This is a genomic window from Luteimonas deserti (assembly GCF_013425765.1).
Classification (GTDB): domain Bacteria; phylum Pseudomonadota; class Gammaproteobacteria; order Xanthomonadales; family Xanthomonadaceae; genus Luteimonas; species Luteimonas deserti.
Map to the genome: position 1 here is coordinate 279,350 of NZ_JACCJZ010000010.1, position 18,652 is coordinate 298,001.

The 18,652-nt window shown below is 69.4% G+C and carries 18 protein-coding genes; 8 read left to right on the forward strand and 10 right to left on the reverse strand.

Translation table 11 applies throughout. The annotated features are described in order from the left end of the window. Nucleotides 1-2: 2 nt before the first annotated feature. The 4 genes from plsB to H0E82_RS04810 all read right to left on the reverse strand — a co-directional run bounded on the left by plsB (nucleotide 3) and on the right by H0E82_RS04810 (nucleotide 4,855). Nucleotides 3-2,777: a glycerol-3-phosphate 1-O-acyltransferase PlsB gene (plsB, locus tag H0E82_RS04795; protein ID WP_180544299.1), complete on the reverse strand. Its 2,775-nt coding sequence runs from the start codon at nucleotides 2,775-2,777 to the stop codon at nucleotides 3-5. Nucleotides 2,778-2,811: 34 nt separating this feature from the next. Further along, complete coding sequence (locus H0E82_RS04800) at nucleotides 2,812-3,732, reverse strand: hypothetical protein (RefSeq protein ID WP_180544300.1); 921 nt, start codon at nucleotides 3,730-3,732, stop codon at nucleotides 2,812-2,814. A gap of 61 nt (nucleotides 3,733-3,793) precedes the next feature. Then, entirely contained in the window at nucleotides 3,794-4,474 is a 681-nt protein-coding gene (locus H0E82_RS04805) for a hypothetical protein (protein ID WP_180544301.1), read from the reverse strand. A gap of 63 nt (nucleotides 4,475-4,537) precedes the next feature. After that, nucleotides 4,538-4,855: a hypothetical protein gene (locus H0E82_RS04810; protein WP_180544302.1), complete on the reverse strand. Its 318-nt coding sequence runs from the start codon at nucleotides 4,853-4,855 to the stop codon at nucleotides 4,538-4,540. Between the two features lie 251 nt (nucleotides 4,856-5,106). Here H0E82_RS04810 and sctU point away from each other — a divergent pair, with 251 nt between their 5' ends. Beyond that, a complete protein-coding gene (gene sctU, locus H0E82_RS04815) occupies nucleotides 5,107-6,312 on the forward strand; it encodes a type III secretion system export apparatus subunit SctU (RefSeq protein WP_180544303.1) in 1,206 nt (401 codons plus the stop codon). Between the two features lie 960 nt (nucleotides 6,313-7,272). On the opposite strand, the gene sctT is transcribed toward sctU, so the two are convergent. The 6 genes from sctT to H0E82_RS04850 all read right to left on the reverse strand — a co-directional run bounded on the left by sctT (nucleotide 7,273) and on the right by H0E82_RS04850 (nucleotide 12,199). Beyond that, nucleotides 7,273-8,058 carry a type III secretion system export apparatus subunit SctT gene (gene sctT, locus H0E82_RS04820; RefSeq protein WP_180544304.1) on the reverse strand — a complete coding sequence of 262 codons (786 nt, stop codon included), beginning with the start codon at nucleotides 8,056-8,058 and terminating at the stop codon, nucleotides 7,273-7,275. Nucleotides 8,059-8,061: 3 nt separating this feature from the next. Further along, nucleotides 8,062-8,328, reverse strand: coding sequence for a type III secretion system export apparatus subunit SctS (sctS, locus tag H0E82_RS04825; protein WP_180544305.1), 267 nt, complete (start codon nucleotides 8,326-8,328; stop codon nucleotides 8,062-8,064). 134 nt (nucleotides 8,329-8,462) lie between these two features. Then, nucleotides 8,463-9,449 (reverse strand): EscR/YscR/HrcR family type III secretion system export apparatus protein, encoded by a 987-nt coding sequence (locus tag H0E82_RS16985; RefSeq protein WP_328796958.1) that lies wholly within the window; start codon nucleotides 9,447-9,449, stop codon nucleotides 8,463-8,465. A 3-nt stretch (nucleotides 9,450-9,452) separates the two neighbouring features. Next, complete coding sequence (gene sctQ / locus H0E82_RS04840; protein ID WP_180544306.1) at nucleotides 9,453-10,502, reverse strand: type III secretion system cytoplasmic ring protein SctQ; 1,050 nt, start codon at nucleotides 10,500-10,502, stop codon at nucleotides 9,453-9,455. Further along, on the reverse strand, nucleotides 10,495-11,094 hold the full coding sequence (locus tag H0E82_RS04845; RefSeq protein ID WP_180544307.1) for a response regulator transcription factor: 600 nt from the start codon (nucleotides 11,092-11,094) through the stop codon (nucleotides 10,495-10,497). The genes sctQ and H0E82_RS04845 overlap by 8 nt, the downstream gene beginning before the upstream one ends. 1 nt (nucleotide 11,095) lies before the next feature. Further along, nucleotides 11,096-12,199 carry a sensor histidine kinase gene (locus H0E82_RS04850; protein ID WP_180544308.1) on the reverse strand — a complete coding sequence of 368 codons (1,104 nt, stop codon included), beginning with the start codon at nucleotides 12,197-12,199 and terminating at the stop codon, nucleotides 11,096-11,098. Between the two features lie 63 nt (nucleotides 12,200-12,262). Between H0E82_RS04850 and H0E82_RS04855 the strand changes: the two genes are divergently transcribed. The 7 genes from H0E82_RS04855 to H0E82_RS04885 all read left to right on the forward strand — a co-directional run bounded on the left by H0E82_RS04855 (nucleotide 12,263) and on the right by H0E82_RS04885 (nucleotide 18,639). Further along, entirely contained in the window at nucleotides 12,263-12,736 is a 474-nt protein-coding gene (locus H0E82_RS04855; RefSeq protein ID WP_180544309.1) for a FliO/MopB family protein, read from the forward strand. Between the two features lie 275 nt (nucleotides 12,737-13,011). Beyond that, complete coding sequence (gene sctV / locus H0E82_RS04860; RefSeq protein ID WP_219338407.1) at nucleotides 13,012-15,069, forward strand: type III secretion system export apparatus subunit SctV; 2,058 nt, start codon at nucleotides 13,012-13,014, stop codon at nucleotides 15,067-15,069. Nucleotides 15,070-15,156: 87 nt separating this feature from the next. Further along, complete coding sequence (locus H0E82_RS04865) at nucleotides 15,157-16,374, forward strand: FHA domain-containing protein (protein ID WP_180544310.1); 1,218 nt, start codon at nucleotides 15,157-15,159, stop codon at nucleotides 16,372-16,374. 67 nt (nucleotides 16,375-16,441) lie between these two features. Further along, nucleotides 16,442-16,777, forward strand: coding sequence for a hypothetical protein (locus H0E82_RS04870; RefSeq protein WP_219338408.1), 336 nt, complete (start codon nucleotides 16,442-16,444; stop codon nucleotides 16,775-16,777). A 30-nt stretch (nucleotides 16,778-16,807) separates the two neighbouring features. Further along, nucleotides 16,808-17,218 (forward strand): hypothetical protein, encoded by a 411-nt coding sequence (locus tag H0E82_RS04875; protein WP_180544311.1) that lies wholly within the window; start codon nucleotides 16,808-16,810, stop codon nucleotides 17,216-17,218. Between the two features lie 17 nt (nucleotides 17,219-17,235). Then, nucleotides 17,236-18,018, forward strand: coding sequence for an EscJ/YscJ/HrcJ family type III secretion inner membrane ring protein (locus H0E82_RS04880; protein ID WP_180544312.1), 783 nt, complete (start codon nucleotides 17,236-17,238; stop codon nucleotides 18,016-18,018). A 6-nt stretch (nucleotides 18,019-18,024) separates the two neighbouring features. Further along, nucleotides 18,025-18,639 (forward strand): hypothetical protein, encoded by a 615-nt coding sequence (locus H0E82_RS04885; protein ID WP_180544313.1) that lies wholly within the window; start codon nucleotides 18,025-18,027, stop codon nucleotides 18,637-18,639. The last annotated feature ends 13 nt before the right edge of the window (nucleotides 18,640-18,652 follow it).

Consider the following 18,652-nt stretch of genomic DNA (forward strand, 5'->3'; position numbering starts at 1 on the left):
CCTCAGTCCTCGGCGATCACCGGCGGCACCGTGCGGACCGCTTCGGGGCTGACCTTCTCGATGGAGTGGCGCAACTCGCGGCCCAGAATCACCTTCGCATCCTTGGCCAGCACGGCCAGGCGCTCGTCGAACACCAGCTTGCTGTTGCCGTCGAGCTTGACCAGGCCCAGCTCGCGCAGCTTCTGGATGAACCCGCGGAACAGCGACTTGTCGAAGAACTCCGGCGCCGCCGGCGCGTACAGCAGCGAGAGGCGCTGCGCGGCCAGCTGGCACAGGCCCTCCAGCTCACCGGCGCCGAGCGTGCCCGGGCCGTTCTTGGCGAGCACCGAAATCGCGATGTAGTAGCGTTCGAACGCCTGCTGCAGCGGATGGCTCAACGCGCGCAGGCGGAACACCTCGTCGGTCTGGCCGGCATTGCGCGCGAATACCTCGCCGTCGTCGGAGCTGGCCAGTTCCAGCAGCCCCTCGCGCACGAAGACTTCGAACGTGCGTTCGATGCGCTCGGCGAACCCGTCCTCGTTCCACGGAAGGAACAGCTCGGCCTGCAGGAAGGGATACATCGTGCGGCCGATCCGCAGCACCGTCTGCCGGTTCATGCGCCGGTTGTGCAGGAAGCAGCACGCGATCCACGCCGAGGCGGTATGCAGGTGCAATACGTTGTTGCGGTAGTAGGTGAGCAGCACCGCCTGCTCGTCGTCGACCCGGAGCACATCGCCCAGCGGATGCGTCACGCGCTCCAGCACGCCGATTTCCTCGCCGTGGGCGACGATCTCGGCCGGGGTGTGCGGGGTCACGGTCACCCGATCGGAATACGGCACCTCGACCAGCATCTGCTTCGACAGCGCGATCTGCGCCAAAAGGTCGGCCTCGCCCATCGCGTGTTTGGGCGTCGACAGCAGGGCCATCGCCAGCAGATTGATCGGGTTCACGTCGGCGGCGCGATTGATGTTGACGTGGATGCGCTGCGCCAGCACGTCGACGGTGTTGGCGAGCCAGGCCGGCTTGTCGTCCTCGGACACGGGCGCGCCGTTCCAGTCGGGAGCGGTCTCGGCGAGGATGTCGTTGAGCCGGATCGGCTCGCCGAAGTTCACCACCACTTGCCCGTAGTTGCTGCGCAGCACCTTGGGGATGCTCCACAACAGCTGCCAGATCGATTCCTTCTTCTTGGCCTTGCCCGAGAGTTCGTCGAGATAGCTGCCGCCCTCCATCAGCTTTTCGTAGCCGATGTAGACCGGCTGGAACAGCACCGGCTTGCGCGGCTCGCGCAGGTGCGCGCGCAGCGTCATTACCAGCGCGCCGCCCTTGGGCGGCAGCAGGCGCCCGGTGCGCGAACGGCCGCCCTCGATGAAGTACTCGATCGAATAGCCACCGCCGACCAGCTGCGCCATGTACTCGGAGAACACCGCCGAATACAGCGCATTGCCACGGAAGCTGCGGCGGGCGAAGAACGCGCCGCCCTTGCGCAGCAGCGTGCCGATGACCGGCAGGTTGAGATTGACGCCGGCGAAGATGTGCGGCGGCACGATGCCGCGGCCGTACAGCAGGTAGGACAGCAGCAGGTAGTCCATGTGGCTGCGGTGGCTGGGCACGTAGACGATCTCGTGCCCGGGCGCAGCTTCCTTGAACCGATCCAGGTGATGCACCAGCACGCCGCGGAAGATCCGGTTCCACACCGTGGTCAGCAGGAAGCTCGCCGAGCGTACCACCGGATGCGAATAGTCGGCGGCGATCTCGTAGGCATAGGCGTGGGCCTTCTTCCACGCGTCCTCGGGCCGGGTGCCGTCGCGCCGGGCCTGGTCGGCGATGGCCTCCTTGACCGACGGCGAGGCCAGCACCTTGTCCACCAGCAGGCGGCGGGTCGACAGATCCGGTCCGATGATCGCTTCGCGCACCCGGTTGAAATGCGTGCGCAGCACCCGCGAGAGTTTGCGCACCGTGCGCTCGGCGCCGAGGTCTTCGGCCAGCAGCGGCCGGACCGCGACGGGTTCGGCGAAGCGCACGAGGGTGTCGCGTCCGTTGAGCAGGATCGACAGCAGCCGGCGGAAGCGACCGACGATCGCCCAGTTCTCGGAAAACAGCACCGAGAACCAGCCGTTGTTCTTGTCCGGCGAGCGGCCGACGAAGATCGACACCGGCATGACCTGCACGTCGAGCGCGGGATCGGCGCGGTGCGCTTCCAGCAGGCGCGCCAGCGATTCGGAATGGGTCGACTTCGGCGGTGCCTTGCCGGTGGCCAGCGCCAGCGCGCTGCCGGCATTGCGGCGCGACAGGGCGACATAGGCGCGCTTGCGCCCCAGCGGATCGCCGGGCAGCGGCTGCAGCGGCGACGGCAGGCCGGCCTCACGGCAGGCGCGATCGAGGATCAGCGCGTTCGACAGGCCGTAATCCTCGAGCACGTAACAGACGGGGCGATGGTCGACCAGCGTTTCGGGCAGCTGGGGCTCCACCTTCAGGCCGATCCACGGCCGCATCAGGCGGCCGAGCAGGCCGGCCCACCACGGCGTGCGTGGTGGACGCGGGCGCGACGCGGCCAGGGCCACCGGCGCATGGAACGCCGGGGCCTCGACGGCCGTCTCTGCATGTCCGGCTCCGGCGGACACGTCGGCCGTCGCCTGGACGGGCACGTCGGCCGCGTCGACATGCGGGAGCCCGCCCGTCGTCGCGTCGTCGTTCACCGGCGCCGTCGGCGCGGGTGTGGCGGCCGGGCGGTCGGCGCCGCTGCGCGGGTCCTGGCCACCGGGAAACTGCAGGGAAGGTTGGTCGGGCATCGCCGGCATTATGCCCAAGCGGGCGCAGCCCGCCCGGCCCGCTTCAGTGCGCAACCGCCGCGCCGGCCGGCGTGTCCGCCGCAACGGCGCTGCGTGCGTGGCGCAGGAAGTCGGACACGTACCAGCGGCCGCCAAGGCGCTCCACCTCGAGCACCGCGTCGACCGGGCGCCCGGCCAGCGTGTATTGCAGGCGCACGCGCGCCCGGTCCCCGGTCTGCTCGACCAGTGACACGGTGGCGCTGTCGAAGGCGAGATCGAGATCCAGGCCATAGGCGGCGAGTTCGCCCTTGACCGCGGTGAACAGCGGCGAGAGCGCGGCCAGGCCGTCCGTCATCCCCGCGCGCCCGAGCGTCGCGTCGCTGTCGATGCCGCTGGCGCGGGCCGCCGCCACCAGGCCGGCGATCAGCTGCCGGGCGCGGTCGCGATCCGAGAGCGGCGCCTGCGCGGCCCAGTCGCTCGTCGCCGCCACCAGCTGGGTGTAATGGGCGCGTTCGGCCGCGCTGAACGCGCCGTCGTGCTCGAGGTACTGGGTGGCGAAGACGCCGAGCGCGATCGCGGCCGAGCGCAGTTCGCGGTCCGCGCCGGCGAACTGGCGATGGAAGGCCTGGAGCAGGCTGCGTTCGGCCTGCGGCGCCGACAGCGCGGCCAATGCGGCGGGCACCTGGCCCGACAACGGCAGCTCGGTCAGGGGCCAGCGTGAACGCCCATCGCGCCAGGCCTGGTCCAGCGGACCCGCCAGCGACGCGGGGACCGCATCCCGGGCGAATGCGGCCAGGTCCCCGTTGCGCAGATGGGTGGTCAGGCCGGTGACCGCCGCCACCGGCGTCTCGCCCCCCGTGGGCGGCGCCGCATCGCTCGCCACTTCGCGCTGACAGGCGCCCAGCCACAGCAGCAGCGGCAACGCGGCGGCGAAGCGCCAGCCGGATGCGGCGCCGATGGCGCCCGGTGCGGCCTGCGGCTGCATGGAAGGTCCCCGAGGTGTGCGACCGGTCATCCTGCATGGCCGATCCGCGCGGGACAAGCGCTCAGAGGTCGCGCAGCACCCAGCCACGCGGTGCATCCCCCGCGCCGGCATCGAGCGCGGCCTGGGCGATGGCGTCGGGCGTGCGGCCCGCCTTCCAGGCGGCGGCGATCGCGGCCAGGCGCTCGCGGGTGGCCCGGGTGTAGGCGCCCTCGAGTTCGTTCTGCGCGTCCACCGCGAGTTTCTGCGGATACAGCGTCCGCGCATCCTCGCTCTGGTTGAGCAGCGCGATCATCCGAGCGAGGCTGGTACGGAAGGTGTCGGCCGACAGCGCCGTGCGCTGGGTGCGCTGGAGATGCCACACCGTCAGGTATTCCACCGGCCCGAGCATGCGCCGCGGCGAACCGCCGAAGAACTGGCCGGACGCGAAGGCGCTTGCATCGAGCGGGCCGGCGGCGTCGGGCAAGCGCGTCGCACCCCACGAACTCAGCGCGCCCCCCGGCAGGTCCATGCGCCGCAGCGCCGTGCCGAACGTATCGGCGAGCAGGCGTTGCGCACGGGGGTCGTCACTTTCGGCCACCACGCCGAGCAGGCGCAGGAATACCGGATACCGGTCCTCGCCGAGCCTGCGGACCAGCCGCTTGAGCACGGTGAGTCGGTATTCCGGGTCGGCATGGGCCGCCAGCGCCGACACCAGGCGGTCGGCGGCAGCGCGCAGGGAAGTCGCGGAAGGCGCGGCGGTCATGGCGGCACGTCGGGATGCGAGCGCCGCACTCTAGCCCACGGGCGCGGCGCCGGTGGGCCTGGGTCAGACCAGGGCGTCGAGGATCGCGTCCGCGCCCTGGTCGGCTGCAGACGACAGGTCCAGGGCGGACAGACGGTGCTCGAATGCCGAATCGCCGGCCAGCTGGCGCATGCCTGCGGGGATGCCGTCCCAGGCCGTCGCGTTGAGCACATCCTCGCCCGGATCGGCCTGCGGCCCGCGCGGGGCACCTTCGAGTGCCGCGTCCCCGAGTGGTCCCTGGCCGTCGGGGCCCTGCCGCCGCAGATCGTCCAGGCCGACCTGCCCGTCCAGCCGCTCGAGGCGGGCGGCGCTGAAGCTCAGGTCGGAGGAAATCGGGCTCATCGGGATCGGGCGTCTGGGGCGGTCGGGACATGCCGCTTCTGCGGCGATGGCGGGACTGTAACGCAGCTGCCATGGGCCGGCTATCTCGGGCCCACCCTAGGTCCGTCGCCAAGGCCCGCTGCGCAGGCCGTCGTACGCTGAACAGGTGCCGATCCGCCACGCAGCGTGCCGTTCGCACTGCAGCGCTGCACTCACGGGGCACGCGGATGCCCATGCTAGCCTCGCCGGGCCCGCAGATACCGGAGCGGCCGATGGCCGAGCAGGACGAAGGCGCCGACAAGACCGAAAAACCGACCAGCAAGAAGCTCAAGGACGCGCGCAAGGACGGCAATGTCGCCAAGTCGCGGGAACTGACCAGCACCGTGCTGGTGATGGGCTGGCTGGCCGGTGGCTGGATGCTCATGGGCTTCATGTTCCGGCGGGTCAGCGGTCTGTTCGAGCAGGCCCTGGTGGTGATGGCGCAGCCCTTCGACCAGGCCCTGCGCACAATCGTGCCGCTGGCCGCGCAGACCCTCCTGGCGATGACCCTGCCCCTGCTGCTGCTGGCGGTGCTGCTGGCGCTGCTGGTGGAGTTCCTGCAGGTCGGGCCGGTGGCGACGATGAAGAAGGTCACGCCCGACGTGAGCAAGATGAATCCGGTCAGCGGCATCAAGAAGATGTTCTCGATGGATAACCTGATCGAGCTGGTCAAGTCGATCATCAAGAGCGTCGCCCTGGTCGGCATCGGCGGCTACGTGCTGTGGGGAATGATCCCGAGCCTGCTGCACCTGCCCTTCGCGCAGCCCGCGGCGATCGGCAGCGCGATCTGGCACGCGCTCAAGTGGATCGGCATCTGGACGATCTTCGTGTTCTTCTTCGTGTCCGCGCTCGACGCCTCGTACCAGAAGTTCTCGTACACCAAGAAGCTGCGCATGAGCCGGCGCGACATCAAGCAGGAGGTCAAGGAGAACGAGGGTGACCCCTACGTCAAGCAGCGCCGCAAGCAGTTGCACCAGGAATGGTCGCAGCAGAACATGCTCAACGCCGTGCGCGGATCGAGTGTCGTCGTGACCAATCCCACCCATATCGCCGTGGCCCTGCAGTACGAGCAGGGGGTGGACGACCTGCCGCTGGTCGTGGCCAAGGGTGAGGGCCACATGGCCGAGGAGATCCGGCGCGTGGCCGAGGAATCGGGCGTGCCGATCCTGCAGAACGTGCCGCTGGCACGCGGGCTCAATGCCCGGGTCGAGATCGACGACTACATCGGCAACGATTTCTTCGAAGCCGTGGCCCAGGTGTTGTACTGGGCCGAGGGCATGCGCCAGGGCGAACTCAGGCCCGAGCCGCCGGAATGGGTGCCACCGGCGGAGATGCGCACGGAGATCGGCCTGCCGGACGACGCACCGCCCGCGTCGCCCTTGGCGGACGATGCAGACATCACCGAACGCTTCGAGGATCCGCGGGATCCGATGCGCTGACGCTGCGCGTGGTTGTGTGTAACGACGCGCTTGCCGCGTGACCTGTCGGGTTGACGGCTCCGCACTACTTTCGTCGCAGTGCTTGACGCTTGTCGGGCTTTTTTACTTGCTGTGGCTGTGGCTGTTGCCGTTGCCGTTGCTGTTGCCGCTGCTGTGGTTGTTCGCTTTTGATCTGACGAGCCGTAAAGCGAGCCGAGCACCGCAGGACGGCGGGGCCGGAGAGCAGCCCGTGTCTGAGCGCAGCGAGTTTGGGCTGCGTCACCGTGAAGGTGACAATGTGCCCCGTCGTCCGAGAAGCGCAGGGGCCCGCCGCGGCCGTATCGCGGCGGATCGCGTCCGGCGAAGGGACGTTTTGGTTCCTTTTTGGTCCTTCAAAAAGGAACTCGCACGCGCAAGCGGGCGAAAGCCGTGCACGTGCGTCGCTTCGCTTCGTTCACCCGCTGGCGCCCGATTCCAATGATTCGCGAAGAACAGAGCTTCCGCGCTGTTCGCGCGGCTTACTTTTGTCTTGTCAAAAGTAAGCACGACAGCGCGAAGGCGCTGGCGAACGGCGAAGCCGGCCCGAAGGGCGAGTGCCGAAGGCGCGAGTCAAACCGCCATCGCCGGACCCGAGCCGACGCGGCTGCGCCGCGCCGGTCCCCTGTGCTCGCCTGACGCGGCACGCAGCCCAAACTCGCTTCGCTCAGACATGGGCTGCTCTTCGGCCACGCCAGGCTCCGGTGCTCGGCTCGCTTTACGGCTCGAAAGATCAAAGACTGACAGCCAAAGCCAAAGCCAAAGCCAAAGCCGAAGCCAACGTCACGGCCCCGGCCATGGCCAGAACCCGCGCAAGGCCAAACGGCGGAGTCGACGCCCGCGCGAATCAATGCGGCTTCACGCGATCGCGCGGAAACGGCACGTACGCCGGCGGAGATCCCGCCGCCATCAAAGTGGAACGCAACGCGCCCCCGAGACGAACCACTACCCCCCGAACGCCCCCTTGAGCGCATTGATCAGCCCGCTGTTGTCGACCAGCCTGCGCATCACCACCTCGACGAACACGCCCAGCATCAGCAGCAGGATCGCCGTCGCCAGCCACGCCTTGATCGGCATCGTCAGCGCGAACACGTTGAGCTGCGGCGCATAGCGGTTGACCAGGCCGAAGGACAGGTCGATGACCAGCAGGATCACGATGGCCGGTGCGGCGAGCAGCAGCATCGCGGTCATCAGGTAGCTGAACTGGCCGACGAACAACGCCATGCCGCTCATCCGGATGTCGGGAAAGAAGCTCATCACCGGCCACACGGTGTAGCTGGTCATCAGCAGGTCCAGGAACACCAGGAACGCTCCGCTGGCCATGAACAGCCACGCTGCGAGCTGCGACAGGAACTCGCCATGCAGCGAGGTCTGGTGGCCCTGCACGGGATCGAAGATCTGCGCCATCGACATGCCCACCTGGGTGTCGATGATCACGCCCGCGGAACTGATCGCCCAGAACACGATGCCGTAGCAGAAGCCGATCGAGATGCCGATGAAGGTCTCCTTGAGCACGATCGCCGACCAGTGCGCAGTGCCCGCCGCCTCCATCGGCGGCGCGCCGGCCAGCGCGATCGGGATCGCGACGATGGCCAGACTCACCAGGAAACTGTTGCGCACCATCGCCGGCACCGTCTCGGTGGTCAGCAGGGGCAACATCAGAAAGGCGCCGGCGATGCGCGGCAGCGTCAGCGCCAGCGCGAGCAGCGGATTCTGGGCGAAATCGAACACGCCTCAGCGCCGGACCAGGCCGGGAAAATCGAGGAAGATGCGGTCCGCGAAGACGTACAGCGTGCCGCCGATCAGTGAGCCGGTCACGAACAGCATGATCACGACGGTCAGGAATTTCAGCGCATACGGAAACGTCTGCTCCTGCAGCTGGGTGGCGGCCTGCAGGAAGGCCACGACCAGGCCGACCAGCGCCGCAGCCGCGACCGGTGGCCCCGACAGCAGCAGCACCAGCCACAGGGCCTCTTTCGTGAACTCGAGGACGTCGCCCATCTAGCACCCGCTCCGCGTGGATTGGCGCGCCGGGGCGCACGGACCGCCGCCGCGCACCCGCACGTGCGGGCCCGCGTCGTCGCTGCCTGCCGGCGCGGATCCCGCGCTGGCTGCGTGTCTGCACGGCGCCACGGCTAGCTCGCCACGCTGTAGGTCAGGACCAGGCCGTGCACCAGCTTGGCCCAGCCGTCGATCAGCACGAACAGCAGCAGCTTGAACGGCAGCGAGACCGTGGTCGGCGAGAGCATCATCATGCCCAGCGCCAGCAGGATGTTCGCGACCACCAGGTCGATGATCAGAAACGGCAGGAAGATCAGAAAGCCGATCTGGAACGCGGCGGTGAGCTCGCTGACCGTGAACGCCGGCACGACGACGATGAAGTCGTCCGGCGTGAGTTCGGCGCGGCGTTCGGGCGGCAGCATCCGCTGCACGCTGCGCAGGAAGAACGCGCGTTCCGAATCGCTGGAGTGCTGGATCAGGAAGGTGCGCAGCGGCTCCTTGCCCGCATCCACCATGGTCAGCAGGCGATTGGTGTCGAACGCGGTGCCGCCGGACGGCGGGGGCGGCGCCGGCGCAGGGCCGCCGGTCACCTCCTCGGCCAGGGCCGGCACCGCGGGTTCCCGGCGCGGGTCGTTGCTGGAGCCGCCGCGTACCGCGCTGAACATCGGATCCGGCGCGTCCTGCGCGCTCCGCGCCTCGGCTTCGGCCGCCAGGCCGTCGGCTGCGGCCGGGCTGGCGGGCGGCGGATCCCCGGCCTGCGCAGGCGTCGTCTCCTCTGGCCGCACCTCGATCGGGCGGCCTTCGCGGATCGCCTGCTGGCGCGCACGCGCATCGATCTGACGCTGCACCGATGCCGGTGGCGGCCGCCCCTCGAGCCGGGCCTGCACGGCGGCGTTGACGTCGAGGATCACCGGGTACATCACGTAGATCGACAGCACGATCGCGAGGCCGTTGATGACCACGTTCGGCGGCACCTGCTGCAGACCGAGCGCGTTGCGCAGAAGGCTCAGCACCACGACGATCTTGGTGAAGGACGTCACCATCACCGCGACGAACGGCGCCAGCGCGAGGCTGACCACCGTCACCAGGACGAGCGCGGGCGAGAAGGTGCTGAAATCCATCCGTCAGCTCCAGGCCACCAGCCGGACTCCGAGCGTCTCGCCCACCGCGACCAGTTCGCCCTGGCCGGCGACCCGGCCATTGGCACGGATGGTCACATTCGTGCCCTCCAGGTGCAGCGGCAGCGCGAACACGTAACCCGGCTGCAGCGCCGCCACCTCGCCGAGCGGCAGGTCCAGCCGGCCCAGTTCGAATTCAACCTCGACCGGCAGGCGCGCCGCCGGATCTTCCGGCACGGCGGGGGCATCGGTGCCTGTGGTGTCGCTGTCGGGCTCGGCCATGGATACGGTCTCCAGATGTCGGGGGGAAGAAGCAGGCGGTCCATCGATACGCGCGCCGTCGGGCGTATGGCGCAACGGCCAGCGCAGGCCGGCCACGGTGGCATGCAGGGGCGGGTTGCGCGGGGTGCCCACGACGATCACGTCGCCCGGGCGCAGGCTGCGCAGTTCGGCCATGGTCAGCGCCGGCGCCGCCAGCGCGAGACGGACCGGTGCGGGCCACTGGCGCCACGGGCCGAGAGCCACCGGGTGCCCCGGCCCCGTGCTGCGTGCCACCAGCGCCGCAACCCAGGCGACAGGCGCGCGCAGTGTTCCCGACCAGACGTCCCCGGCCTCGCCGCTGCCCGGATGCAGCTCGAACGCCAGCCACATCGCGGATGCGTCCGCGGCGCAGGTCTCGGCGACCGGACGCAGGGCCGTGCCGAGCGCCTCACCCAGGCGCACCAGCACCGTCTCGTGCTCGACCGCCCAGGCCAGCAGCCGGGCGCGACCGCTGCGGTCCTGCCAGCGCAGCGCGTCCTCGCCACCCGCCGACGCCGGCGGGGCGGCGAGGCGCACGCCGATACGGACGCCATCGGCGTCGAGTTCGAACAGCCCTGCATCGTTTCCGCGGGCGATCGCCCGCAGCTGCACGGTGCCGGTGGCCGTCGTCCAGCGGCGGGGACGCCGGTGCAGGTCGCGCAGGACATCGGCCTGCACCGGACTCAACTGCGCGAGCCGCCCGCGCAGGGGCGCCGGCGCTGCGGAGGCGGTCGATGCCGCCCGCGGATCAACCATGTCCAAGGGCCACCTTCATCAGTTCCGGCAGGGAGCGCACGCCCAGTTTGCCCATCATGTTCGCCCGGTGCAGTTCCACGGTCTTGATACTGATGCCGAGGATGTCGGCGATGATCTTGTTCGGCTTGCTCGCGACCACGAGGTCGAGCACCTGGCGCTCGCGCGGGCTCAGCTTGTCGAGCAGTGCATTGGGCGGCGAGCCGGTCTGCACCCGTTCCCGGCACAGCGCGGTGCGGATGGCATCGATCAGCGCATCGTCGCTGAAGGGTTTTTCGAGGAAGTTGGAGGCGCCCTTGCGCATCGCCTCCACCGCCAGCGGCACGTCGCCGTGCGCGGTGACGAACACCAGCGGCAGGGTCGACCCGCGACGCAGCAGCTCGTCCTGCAGCTGCAGTCCGCTCATCTGCGGCATGCGGATGTCGGAGACCAGGCACTCGCCATCGCCGTGGCGGGTGTTGTCGTAGACGGTCAGGAACGCCGTGCCCGATGCGAACGCGCGCACTTCGAAATCGGCGGTCTCCAGCAGCCACGCGGTCGAATCGCGGAAGCCGTCGTTGTCGTCGACGAGGTACACGCAGGGCGTGGCGGGCATGTCAGAGCCTCCTGTCGGGCGTCGGCAGGGTGAAGCCGAAGACACTGCCGCCCCCGTCGCGCGCCTCGAAGAACAGGCGCCCCTCGTGGTACTCGATGATCGAGCGGCAGATCGCCAGGCCGATCCCCAGGCCGTCGGATTTCGTGGTGTAGAAGGGGGAGAACAGCTGTTCGCTCTGGGCCTGGCTGAGGCCGGGTCCGCGGTCGCAGACGCGCACCTCGATCTCGTCGTCCAGGTTCACCCGCGCCTCGATGCGCAGACCGCGCTGCGCCGCTGGCACCTCGCGCATCGCTTCGATGGCGTTCTTGACCAGGTTCAGCAGTACCTGCTCCACCATCACCCGGTCGGCGTAGACCTGGGGCAGCGCAGGGGCGAGCGCGAGCTCGATCCGCAGCTGCTGGCGCTCGGCCTCCAGGCGGAGCAGCTCGAGCACGGTGTCGACGATCAATGGCAGATCCTGCGCATCGCGACGCGGCTCGCGTGCCCGGACGAACTCGCGCACGCGTGCGATCACCGCCGCCGCGTGCTCGGCCTGGGTGCGCGCGGCGGTCAGCGCGCGCTCCACCTGGACCGGCCCGCCCGCCTGCTCGACCAGCCGCAGGCTGCCGTTGAGATAGTTGACGATCGCCGCCAGCGGCTGGTTGAGCTCGTGGGCGAGGGTGGCGGCCATCTCCCCGACCGACATCATTCGCGAGGTGAACAGCAGCTTCTCCTGCTGCGACTTGTGCGAATCGAGCGTTTCGATGCGCTCGCTGATGTCCACCGCCGTGAGCAGCGCCAGCGGCACATCGTCCACGTCGAGATCGCGCCAGTGCAGTGCATACCAGCGACCGCTGCCCGGCGCGCGGACCTCGTCCCCGCGGGCCTCGCCGGTGAGATCGCCGTGCAGCGTGGCGAGCAACGCATCGCGCTGTGCGTGGCCGGGCAAGGTGCCGAGATCCCCTTGGAAACGCGCATTGGCGGCTTGCAGGGCCCCTGTGCGGCGATCGAACGCGGCGCAGGCGAACGGAACCGCGTCGAGAACCGCGGTAAGCCCGGCGGACCCCGCCGGATCGGGGCCTGCGATCGTGCCAGCGCGGCGAGCCGCGGCCCTGGGCGGGGTCATCGGCGGTCCGACCCTGCGCTAACGTACGCCGGCACCGCTGGGGTGCCGTCCCGGCGAGTCGCCATGAATCCTGCCTTTTCTGCTGCACACCGTCCCGCTCGGTCCGCTGCGGTGCGCCGTCCGCGCGTGCTCGCGCTCGCGCCGCTGCTCGCTTGCCTGGTGGATGCCCATGCTTCCACCGCCGCGCCGGCGCCAGCCGTAGTCGGCGGTGATTCGTTCGTCGGCGAAATGTTCGCGATCCTGGTGCCCCTGGTGCTGATCATCGCCGGACTGATCTTCCTGCTGCGCCTGGTCCGGCGGCGGTACGGGCTGTCGGGAAGCGACACGCCGCTGTCGGTGCTGCAGATCCTGCCGGTCGGGCCGAGGGAGCGGGTCGTGCTCGTCAAGGCGCGAGGGGGTCGGGTCTTCGCAATCGGGGTCGGGGCCCAATCCGTGACGTTCATTACAGATCTGGACATCGGCGACGTCGCTCCTGAACACATTTCGGGCGCCGATCTGGCTCCCCCCGGCACGGCCAATATCGACGCCAATCGTTAAGTCACTGTGACGCTTGGGGTTTTTCCGACATCACACGATCACGGATTCGCGACCGCGCCCTGAGCTAGCGTCGCTGGAACACCATTGCAACGTGGGTTTTATGTCGGGATAACATCGACGAGCTATCGTAGATTGGCACAATGTGACGCACGAGGTCAGGGGCAGATGCGGCGAATGCACTCCGGAATGCGGGGCCACACCACCGTCCATCACGATGGCGGACCAGGCGCGGCCCGTGCGGGCAGGCTTCCGGTGCGCCGCGGAGGCGGCGGGTCGTGAGGGCCCTGCTCGCGACCCTGACCGGCGCCCCGGCCGGCGCCGCGCCGCGCCAGAAGCTCGGCTACAGCGACGTCGTCCTGGCCTTCGCGGCGGTGACGATCATCAGCGTGATGATCCTGCCCCTGCCGCTGGTGCTGATCGACATGCTGGTCGCGGTCAACATTTCGATCGGCTTCGGCCTGCTGCTGCTGGGCATCTACATCCCGACGCCGGTCGCCTTCTCCAGTTTTCCCAGCGTGCTGCTGCTGACCACGCTCTTCCGTCTGGCGATCTCGATCGCGATCACCCGGTCGATCCTGCTCAACGCCGAGGGCGGCCACATCGTCGAGACCTTCGGCGCGCTGGTCGCAGGCGGCAATCTCGTCGTCGGCATGGTGGTGTTCCTGATCATCACCGTGGTGCAGTTCATCGTCATCGCCAAGGGTGCCGAGCGCGTGGCCGAGGTCGCCGCGCGCTTCACCCTGGACGCGATGCCCGGCAAGCAGCTCTCGATCGATTCCGACCTGCGCTCGGGCCTGATCGACAAGGACGAGGCACGTCGCAAGCGCCGCCTGCTCGAAACCGAGAGCCAGCTGCACGGATCGCTCGACGGTGCGATGAAGTTCGTCAAGGGCGACGCCATCGCGGGCATCGTGATCATCCTGATCAACCTGCTCGGCGGTCTCGCCATCGGTGTGCTGCAGCGTGGCATGCCGCTGGCCGATGCCACCCGTGTCTACAGCATCCTCACCATCGGCGACGGGCTGGTCTCGCAGATTCCCGCGATCCTCGCGACGATCGCCGCGGGTCTCGTGGTCACCCGGACCACCGGTGAGATCGACGACCGGCATCTCGGCGATGCGATCACCCGGCAGGTGTCGGGCCAGCCGCGCGTGATCCTGATCACCGGACTGCTCGCACTGCTGATGACCCTCGTGCCGGGGTTCCCGTGGGCGGTGTTTCTGGTGCTCGGCCTCGGGCTGTTGACGATGAGCGCGTGGCGCTATCGCCACGACTTCGAACTGCTGCGCCGGGCCTTCCGCGTGACCGGCGATGAGGTGGCCGCCGCCGCGCAGCGCACGGTGGAGCGCGACGATCTCGCGCCGCCCGCGCCGCTGCAGCTTCATGTCGCACCGGACCTGGCACAGGCGCTCGGCACCGCCGAACTGGAAAGCCGGATCGGTGACGTCGCGCAGCGCCTGCGCGAGGAATACGGCGTGCCGGTTCCGGTGCCGTCGGTTCGACTGGATCCAGCGCTTGCATCCGACGAATACCGGCTCACCGCATTCGGCGCGCGGATCGCGACCGGCCGGCTGCGTGCCGATGCGTGGCTGCAACCGCAGCCGGCCATGGCCGCGGGTGCGTCGCGTCTGAGCGGTTTCTACCCGCCCGTGGTCGCGGGCACATGGGAAGCGCCGCAGAGCGAAGGCGCACAGCCGCCGTTGGATGTGCTGGCGAACCACGCGGCTGCCTCGATCCGCCGGCGCATGGGTGGCTTCCTCGGCATCCAGGAAACCTCGAACCTGTTCGCGCGCATGCAGCGCGACTATCCGGATCTGGTCAAGGAAATGCTGCGCGTGGTCGCGCCGCAGCGTGTGGCCGAGGTCCTGCGCCGGCTCGCCGAGGAAGGCGTGCCGGTGCGCAATCTGCGCGACGCGTTCGAAGCGATCACCGATGTGGGCGGTCGCGAGAAGGACGTCGTGCTGTTGACCGAATACGTGCGCGTCGCCTTGAAGCGCGAGATCGCGGATCGCTATTCAGACGATGAGCGCACGCTGCATGTACTGTTGATCCATCCAGAGCTCGAAGACAAGCTGAGGCAGTCGGTCCGCGTGGCGGGCGGTGCGAGTCAGCTGGCGATCTCCCCGGAACTGGCCGGTCGGCTCGGCAACGAGGTGCGTGCGCACCTGGGCCGGCAGACCACCGGAATCCGCCCGGTGCTGTTGTGTTCGCTGGACGTGCGCAGGCATCTGCGCAAGCTGCTGGAGGTCGATTTCTTCGATCTGCCGGTGCTCTCGTACCAGGAACTCGCGCCGGACCTGCGCATCGTGCAGGCGGGGCAGATCAATGCATGACCAGGTCGTTTCCATCCGGGACATGCGCCGCCGGACCACTGCGGTTTCCGTGGTTGCAGGCAGCGCGTACGCGAAGCGAGGACACTCATGATCCAGACATCTGACACACCCGCCGTCGACGAGGTGCTGCGCATCGTCGATGGCCTGCATTCGGGGGCCAGCCGCGTGCTCGGCCGCGACGAGATGATTCTCGTCGGCAACGGCGAGGACTGCGACATCGTGCTGGCCGACGACGGCGTCGCCCACCACCATGCCCTGCTGACGCTCGTCGGCGGCAGGTTCCTCGTGCGTGCTCTCGATGCGCCGGTGGAGATCGGCGGCGAGCGCATCCAGCCGGGTGATCCGGTCGAACTGTCCGCGGTGCAGCCGGTCCGTATCGGCCAGGCCGCGATCGCGTTCGGACGCGAGGACGACCCCGCCTGGGACGGTTTCGTGCCGGTGTTCGGGCCGGACGAGGACACCCCGCCGCCACGGCCCGCCCTGGTGCGGCGCCTGCCGCTCATTGCCGGCGTGGCCGCGCTCTCGCTGGCGTCGCTGGCGATTTTCGCGGCCGTGCTGCCTGCGCCGGAGCGCACGGTCGATGCGCGCGAGCGGCTGGCGGCACTGATGACCGAACACCGCGTGGCCAACGTCGAGATCGTCGACGGGGTGGACGGCCGTCCCGCGGTCACGGGTGCGATCGACAGCCGCGAAGGCCTGGACCGGTTGCGTGCACAGCTGCAGGCCGAAGGCATCGACGCCAACCTGCAGCTGCGCAGCGGCGAAAACATCGCCAGCGATGTCGCCGAGATGTTCCGCGGCCACGGTATTCCGGTGCGTGCGCGCTACGCCGGCAACGGCGACGTCGAAGTGACGGGCGAGTTCGAGGACGGCGACGAGATCGAACGTCTGGTGCGCTCGCGGGCGGTCGCCGACATCCGCGGTGTCACCCGGATCCTGCCGCGCACACCGGCCGGCACGACGCCCGCCGGCGGTCCGCCCGCGGCAGAAGCCCCGGCGCCCGCGCACATCGTGTCCATCGTCCGGGGCAACGATCCCCACCTGGTGGACGCCGACGGCCGCCGCTTCGTGCCGGGTGACACGGTCCCCGGCAAGGGCACGCTGATCTCGATCGGCGAGTTCGCGCACGTGCTCGCCGGGACCGGCGAGCTGGTGAAGGTCGTCCCGGGCCCACCGCCGGCAGACCCCGAGGTCGAGCCGGCGGGCGCGAACCAGGACGATGCGAGGTTCGGGGCGGTGATCGCCAGCGCCACCTCCCGCACCGCCGTGTCCCCCGGCGAGGACGCACCGTCGGGCTCCCAGTAAGCCCCGCATCGCGCCCCGTGATCCCGTTCCCCCGCAGCAGTCCCCTTCCAGTCAAAGGAGTACGCGCATGACCACCATTTCCCCCGATGCGATCGGCAACTTCATCGGCCGCGCCAGCATGCACAACGACCAGAGCATCGGCCGCGGCACCCGTGCCGGCGGTGCGACGGGCGGTTCGGACAGCTGGTACGCGGCGATGTCGCGCGCCTGGGGCCAGACCCTGGACGCCCAGGCCACCCGGATCACCAACCTGTCGGACGTCATCGGCAACGGCGGCGACCAGCCTTCGAACGTGGTGGCGCTGACGGCCGAGAGCCTGAAGATGCAGTTCCTGTCCAACAACGCCTCGACCTCGCAGAACAGCGTCGGCCAGGCGCTGGAGACCCTCGGCCGCAAGCAGTAACCGGCCCACGCAGACAGCAAGGAGATCATCATGGTCGACGCGATCCAGGCCGTCGGTATCGAGCCCGCAGCCCAGGGTGCGGCAGCGGCAGGCGGACAACCCGTCGCCGCCGCCTACGAGGTGCGCGAATTCGCCCAGGCGATGAGCCGCGCCGGCACGCCTTCGGCGAACGCGCCGCAGGACGTCGCCAATGTAGGCCCGTCGGAACCGTCGGAAGGCATGCGCATGCTCATGTCGGCGGTCGACAACCTCAACGGCGGCGCCCAGAGCATCAACGACCTCGCCAAGACGATGACCCAGAACACCGGCGAACTCACGCCTGCCCAGGTCATCGAGATGACGATGAAGTCCCATCATTTCCTGTTCCAGTGCGAAATGACCTCGAACGTGGCCAACCGCACGTCGGATGGCATCCAGCAGCTCTTCCGCCAGCAGTCCTGACCAACGAGGTGAGCGGAATGCGCAATTCCAACCGCGGAGGCTGGCGCAGGGCGCTGATGGTGATGCTGGCGTGCCTGGTGCTCGCCGCATGCAGCGGCAATGCCTTGTACAGCTCGCTCGACGAGCGCCAGGCCAACGAGATGATGGGCGCCCTGCTCGGTTCGGGCATCCAGGCCAAGAAGCGGCCGTCGGCCAGCAAGGTCGGCTGGGACGTGGTGGTCGCCGACGGCGACATCCCGCAGGCGATGGCCGTACTGACCGCCCGCGGCCTGCCGCGGGAGCAGTTCCAGACCCTGGGCGACATCTTCAAGAAGGAAGGCTTCGCGTCGTCGGCCACCGACGAACGCGGACGTTACATCCACGGTCTGCAGCAGGAGATCACCCATACGCTGACCCTGCTGCCGGGGGTGGCGAATGCGCGTGTGCACATCGCCCTGCCGGAGCGCGATCCGCTGGGCGGCTCGAGCGGCAAGACCTCGGCCGCGGTGTGGATCTTCGAGCAGCCCGGTGCGAGCGTCCGGGACCGCGAGGCCGACATCAAGATCGTGGTCAAGGACGGCGTCGAAGGCCTGACCGACATCAATCAGGTGTCCGTGAAGTTCGTCGCGATGCCGGCACCGCCCGAGGCGGTGCAGTCCGGCGGGCCGGCGATGGCGCTGTCCGCCATGAGTCCGCTGGCGATCGGCATCGCGGCCTTCGTCGTGCTCGGGCTCGGCCTGCTGTTCGCCTTCGGCAGTCGTCTGCGCGCGCGTCAGACGCCGCCTGCTGACAAGCCGGCGCCGAAACTCTGGCAGGGCTGACCCGGAATGTTGCAGGCCCTGCTCACCGAGGTGCATCCGGCATGGCATCGCACCGCGGTCCCCGGACTGGACGATGCACTGCTCGCGCGCGCCCGTACGAGCGCGCTCGGCAGGCGCATGCTCGCGGCATGGCTGGCGGAGGGGCCGGGGCAGGCCCTGCTGGCACCCGGACTGCAGGACGCGTCGGGGCTGATCGCGCGCTGGAGCCGGCCGCGGCTCGATGCACTGCACCGCGATCTCGGCACGCTCGCCTTCGCCCCCGCCATCCGCGCCGAGATCCGGCGCGAGCCGGTGCGCCGCCTGAAGGCCGAGCTCGGCACCGGGTATCTCCTGGCGATCGACCGCAGCGTATGGGACGCGCAGGTCGAGCCCGCGCTGCAATCGAGGCTGGCGTGCGAGCTCGCCGGTGCCCTGGAGGACGGGCAGTCGTCGACGCTCTCGGCGCTGCTCGCACGTCAGGGCGAGGCGGAGCTGCAGGCCTGGGCAGGCCAGCGCGAACCGGCCCTGGCGGAGTGGGCGCGGCTGCTGGGCGCCCCGTCGGACGCGCCAGCGCCCCACCTGCCCGAGAAGCCGGTCCTGATCGTTCACACCCACCACCAGAGCCGCGCGATCGCGGCGTGATCGACGTGACCCG

Bases quoted from the DNA above. Each gene is read 5' to 3' on its own strand.
- plsB (WP_180544299.1), bottom strand. From the start codon at position 2,777: ATGCCGGCGATGCCCGACCAACCTTCCCTGCAGTTTCCCGGTGGCCAG.
- H0E82_RS04800 (WP_180544300.1), bottom strand. From the start codon at position 3,732: ATGCAGCCGCAGGCCGCACCGGGCGCCATCGGCGCCGCATCCGGCTGG.
- H0E82_RS04805 (WP_180544301.1), bottom strand. From the start codon at position 4,474: ATGACCGCCGCGCCTTCCGCGACTTCCCTGCGCGCTGCCGCCGACCGC.
- H0E82_RS04810 (WP_180544302.1), bottom strand. From the start codon at position 4,855: ATGAGCCCGATTTCCTCCGACCTGAGCTTCAGCGCCGCCCGCCTCGAG.
- sctU (WP_180544303.1), top strand. From the start codon at position 5,107: ATGGCCGAGCAGGACGAAGGCGCCGACAAGACCGAAAAACCGACCAGC.
- sctS (WP_180544305.1), bottom strand. From the start codon at position 8,328: ATGGGCGACGTCCTCGAGTTCACGAAAGAGGCCCTGTGGCTGGTGCTG.
- H0E82_RS16985 (WP_328796958.1), bottom strand. From the start codon at position 9,449: ATGGATTTCAGCACCTTCTCGCCCGCGCTCGTCCTGGTGACGGTGGTC.
- sctQ (WP_180544306.1), bottom strand. From the start codon at position 10,502: ATGGTTGATCCGCGGGCGGCATCGACCGCCTCCGCAGCGCCGGCGCCC.
- H0E82_RS04845 (WP_180544307.1), bottom strand. From the start codon at position 11,094: ATGCCCGCCACGCCCTGCGTGTACCTCGTCGACGACAACGACGGCTTC.
- H0E82_RS04850 (WP_180544308.1), bottom strand. From the start codon at position 12,199: ATGACCCCGCCCAGGGCCGCGGCTCGCCGCGCTGGCACGATCGCAGGC.
- H0E82_RS04855 (WP_180544309.1), top strand. From the start codon at position 12,263: ATGAATCCTGCCTTTTCTGCTGCACACCGTCCCGCTCGGTCCGCTGCG.
- H0E82_RS04865 (WP_180544310.1), top strand. From the start codon at position 15,157: ATGATCCAGACATCTGACACACCCGCCGTCGACGAGGTGCTGCGCATC.
- H0E82_RS04870 (WP_219338408.1), top strand. From the start codon at position 16,442: ATGACCACCATTTCCCCCGATGCGATCGGCAACTTCATCGGCCGCGCC.
- H0E82_RS04875 (WP_180544311.1), top strand. From the start codon at position 16,808: ATGGTCGACGCGATCCAGGCCGTCGGTATCGAGCCCGCAGCCCAGGGT.
- H0E82_RS04880 (WP_180544312.1), top strand. From the start codon at position 17,236: ATGCGCAATTCCAACCGCGGAGGCTGGCGCAGGGCGCTGATGGTGATG.
- H0E82_RS04885 (WP_180544313.1), top strand. From the start codon at position 18,025: ATGTTGCAGGCCCTGCTCACCGAGGTGCATCCGGCATGGCATCGCACC.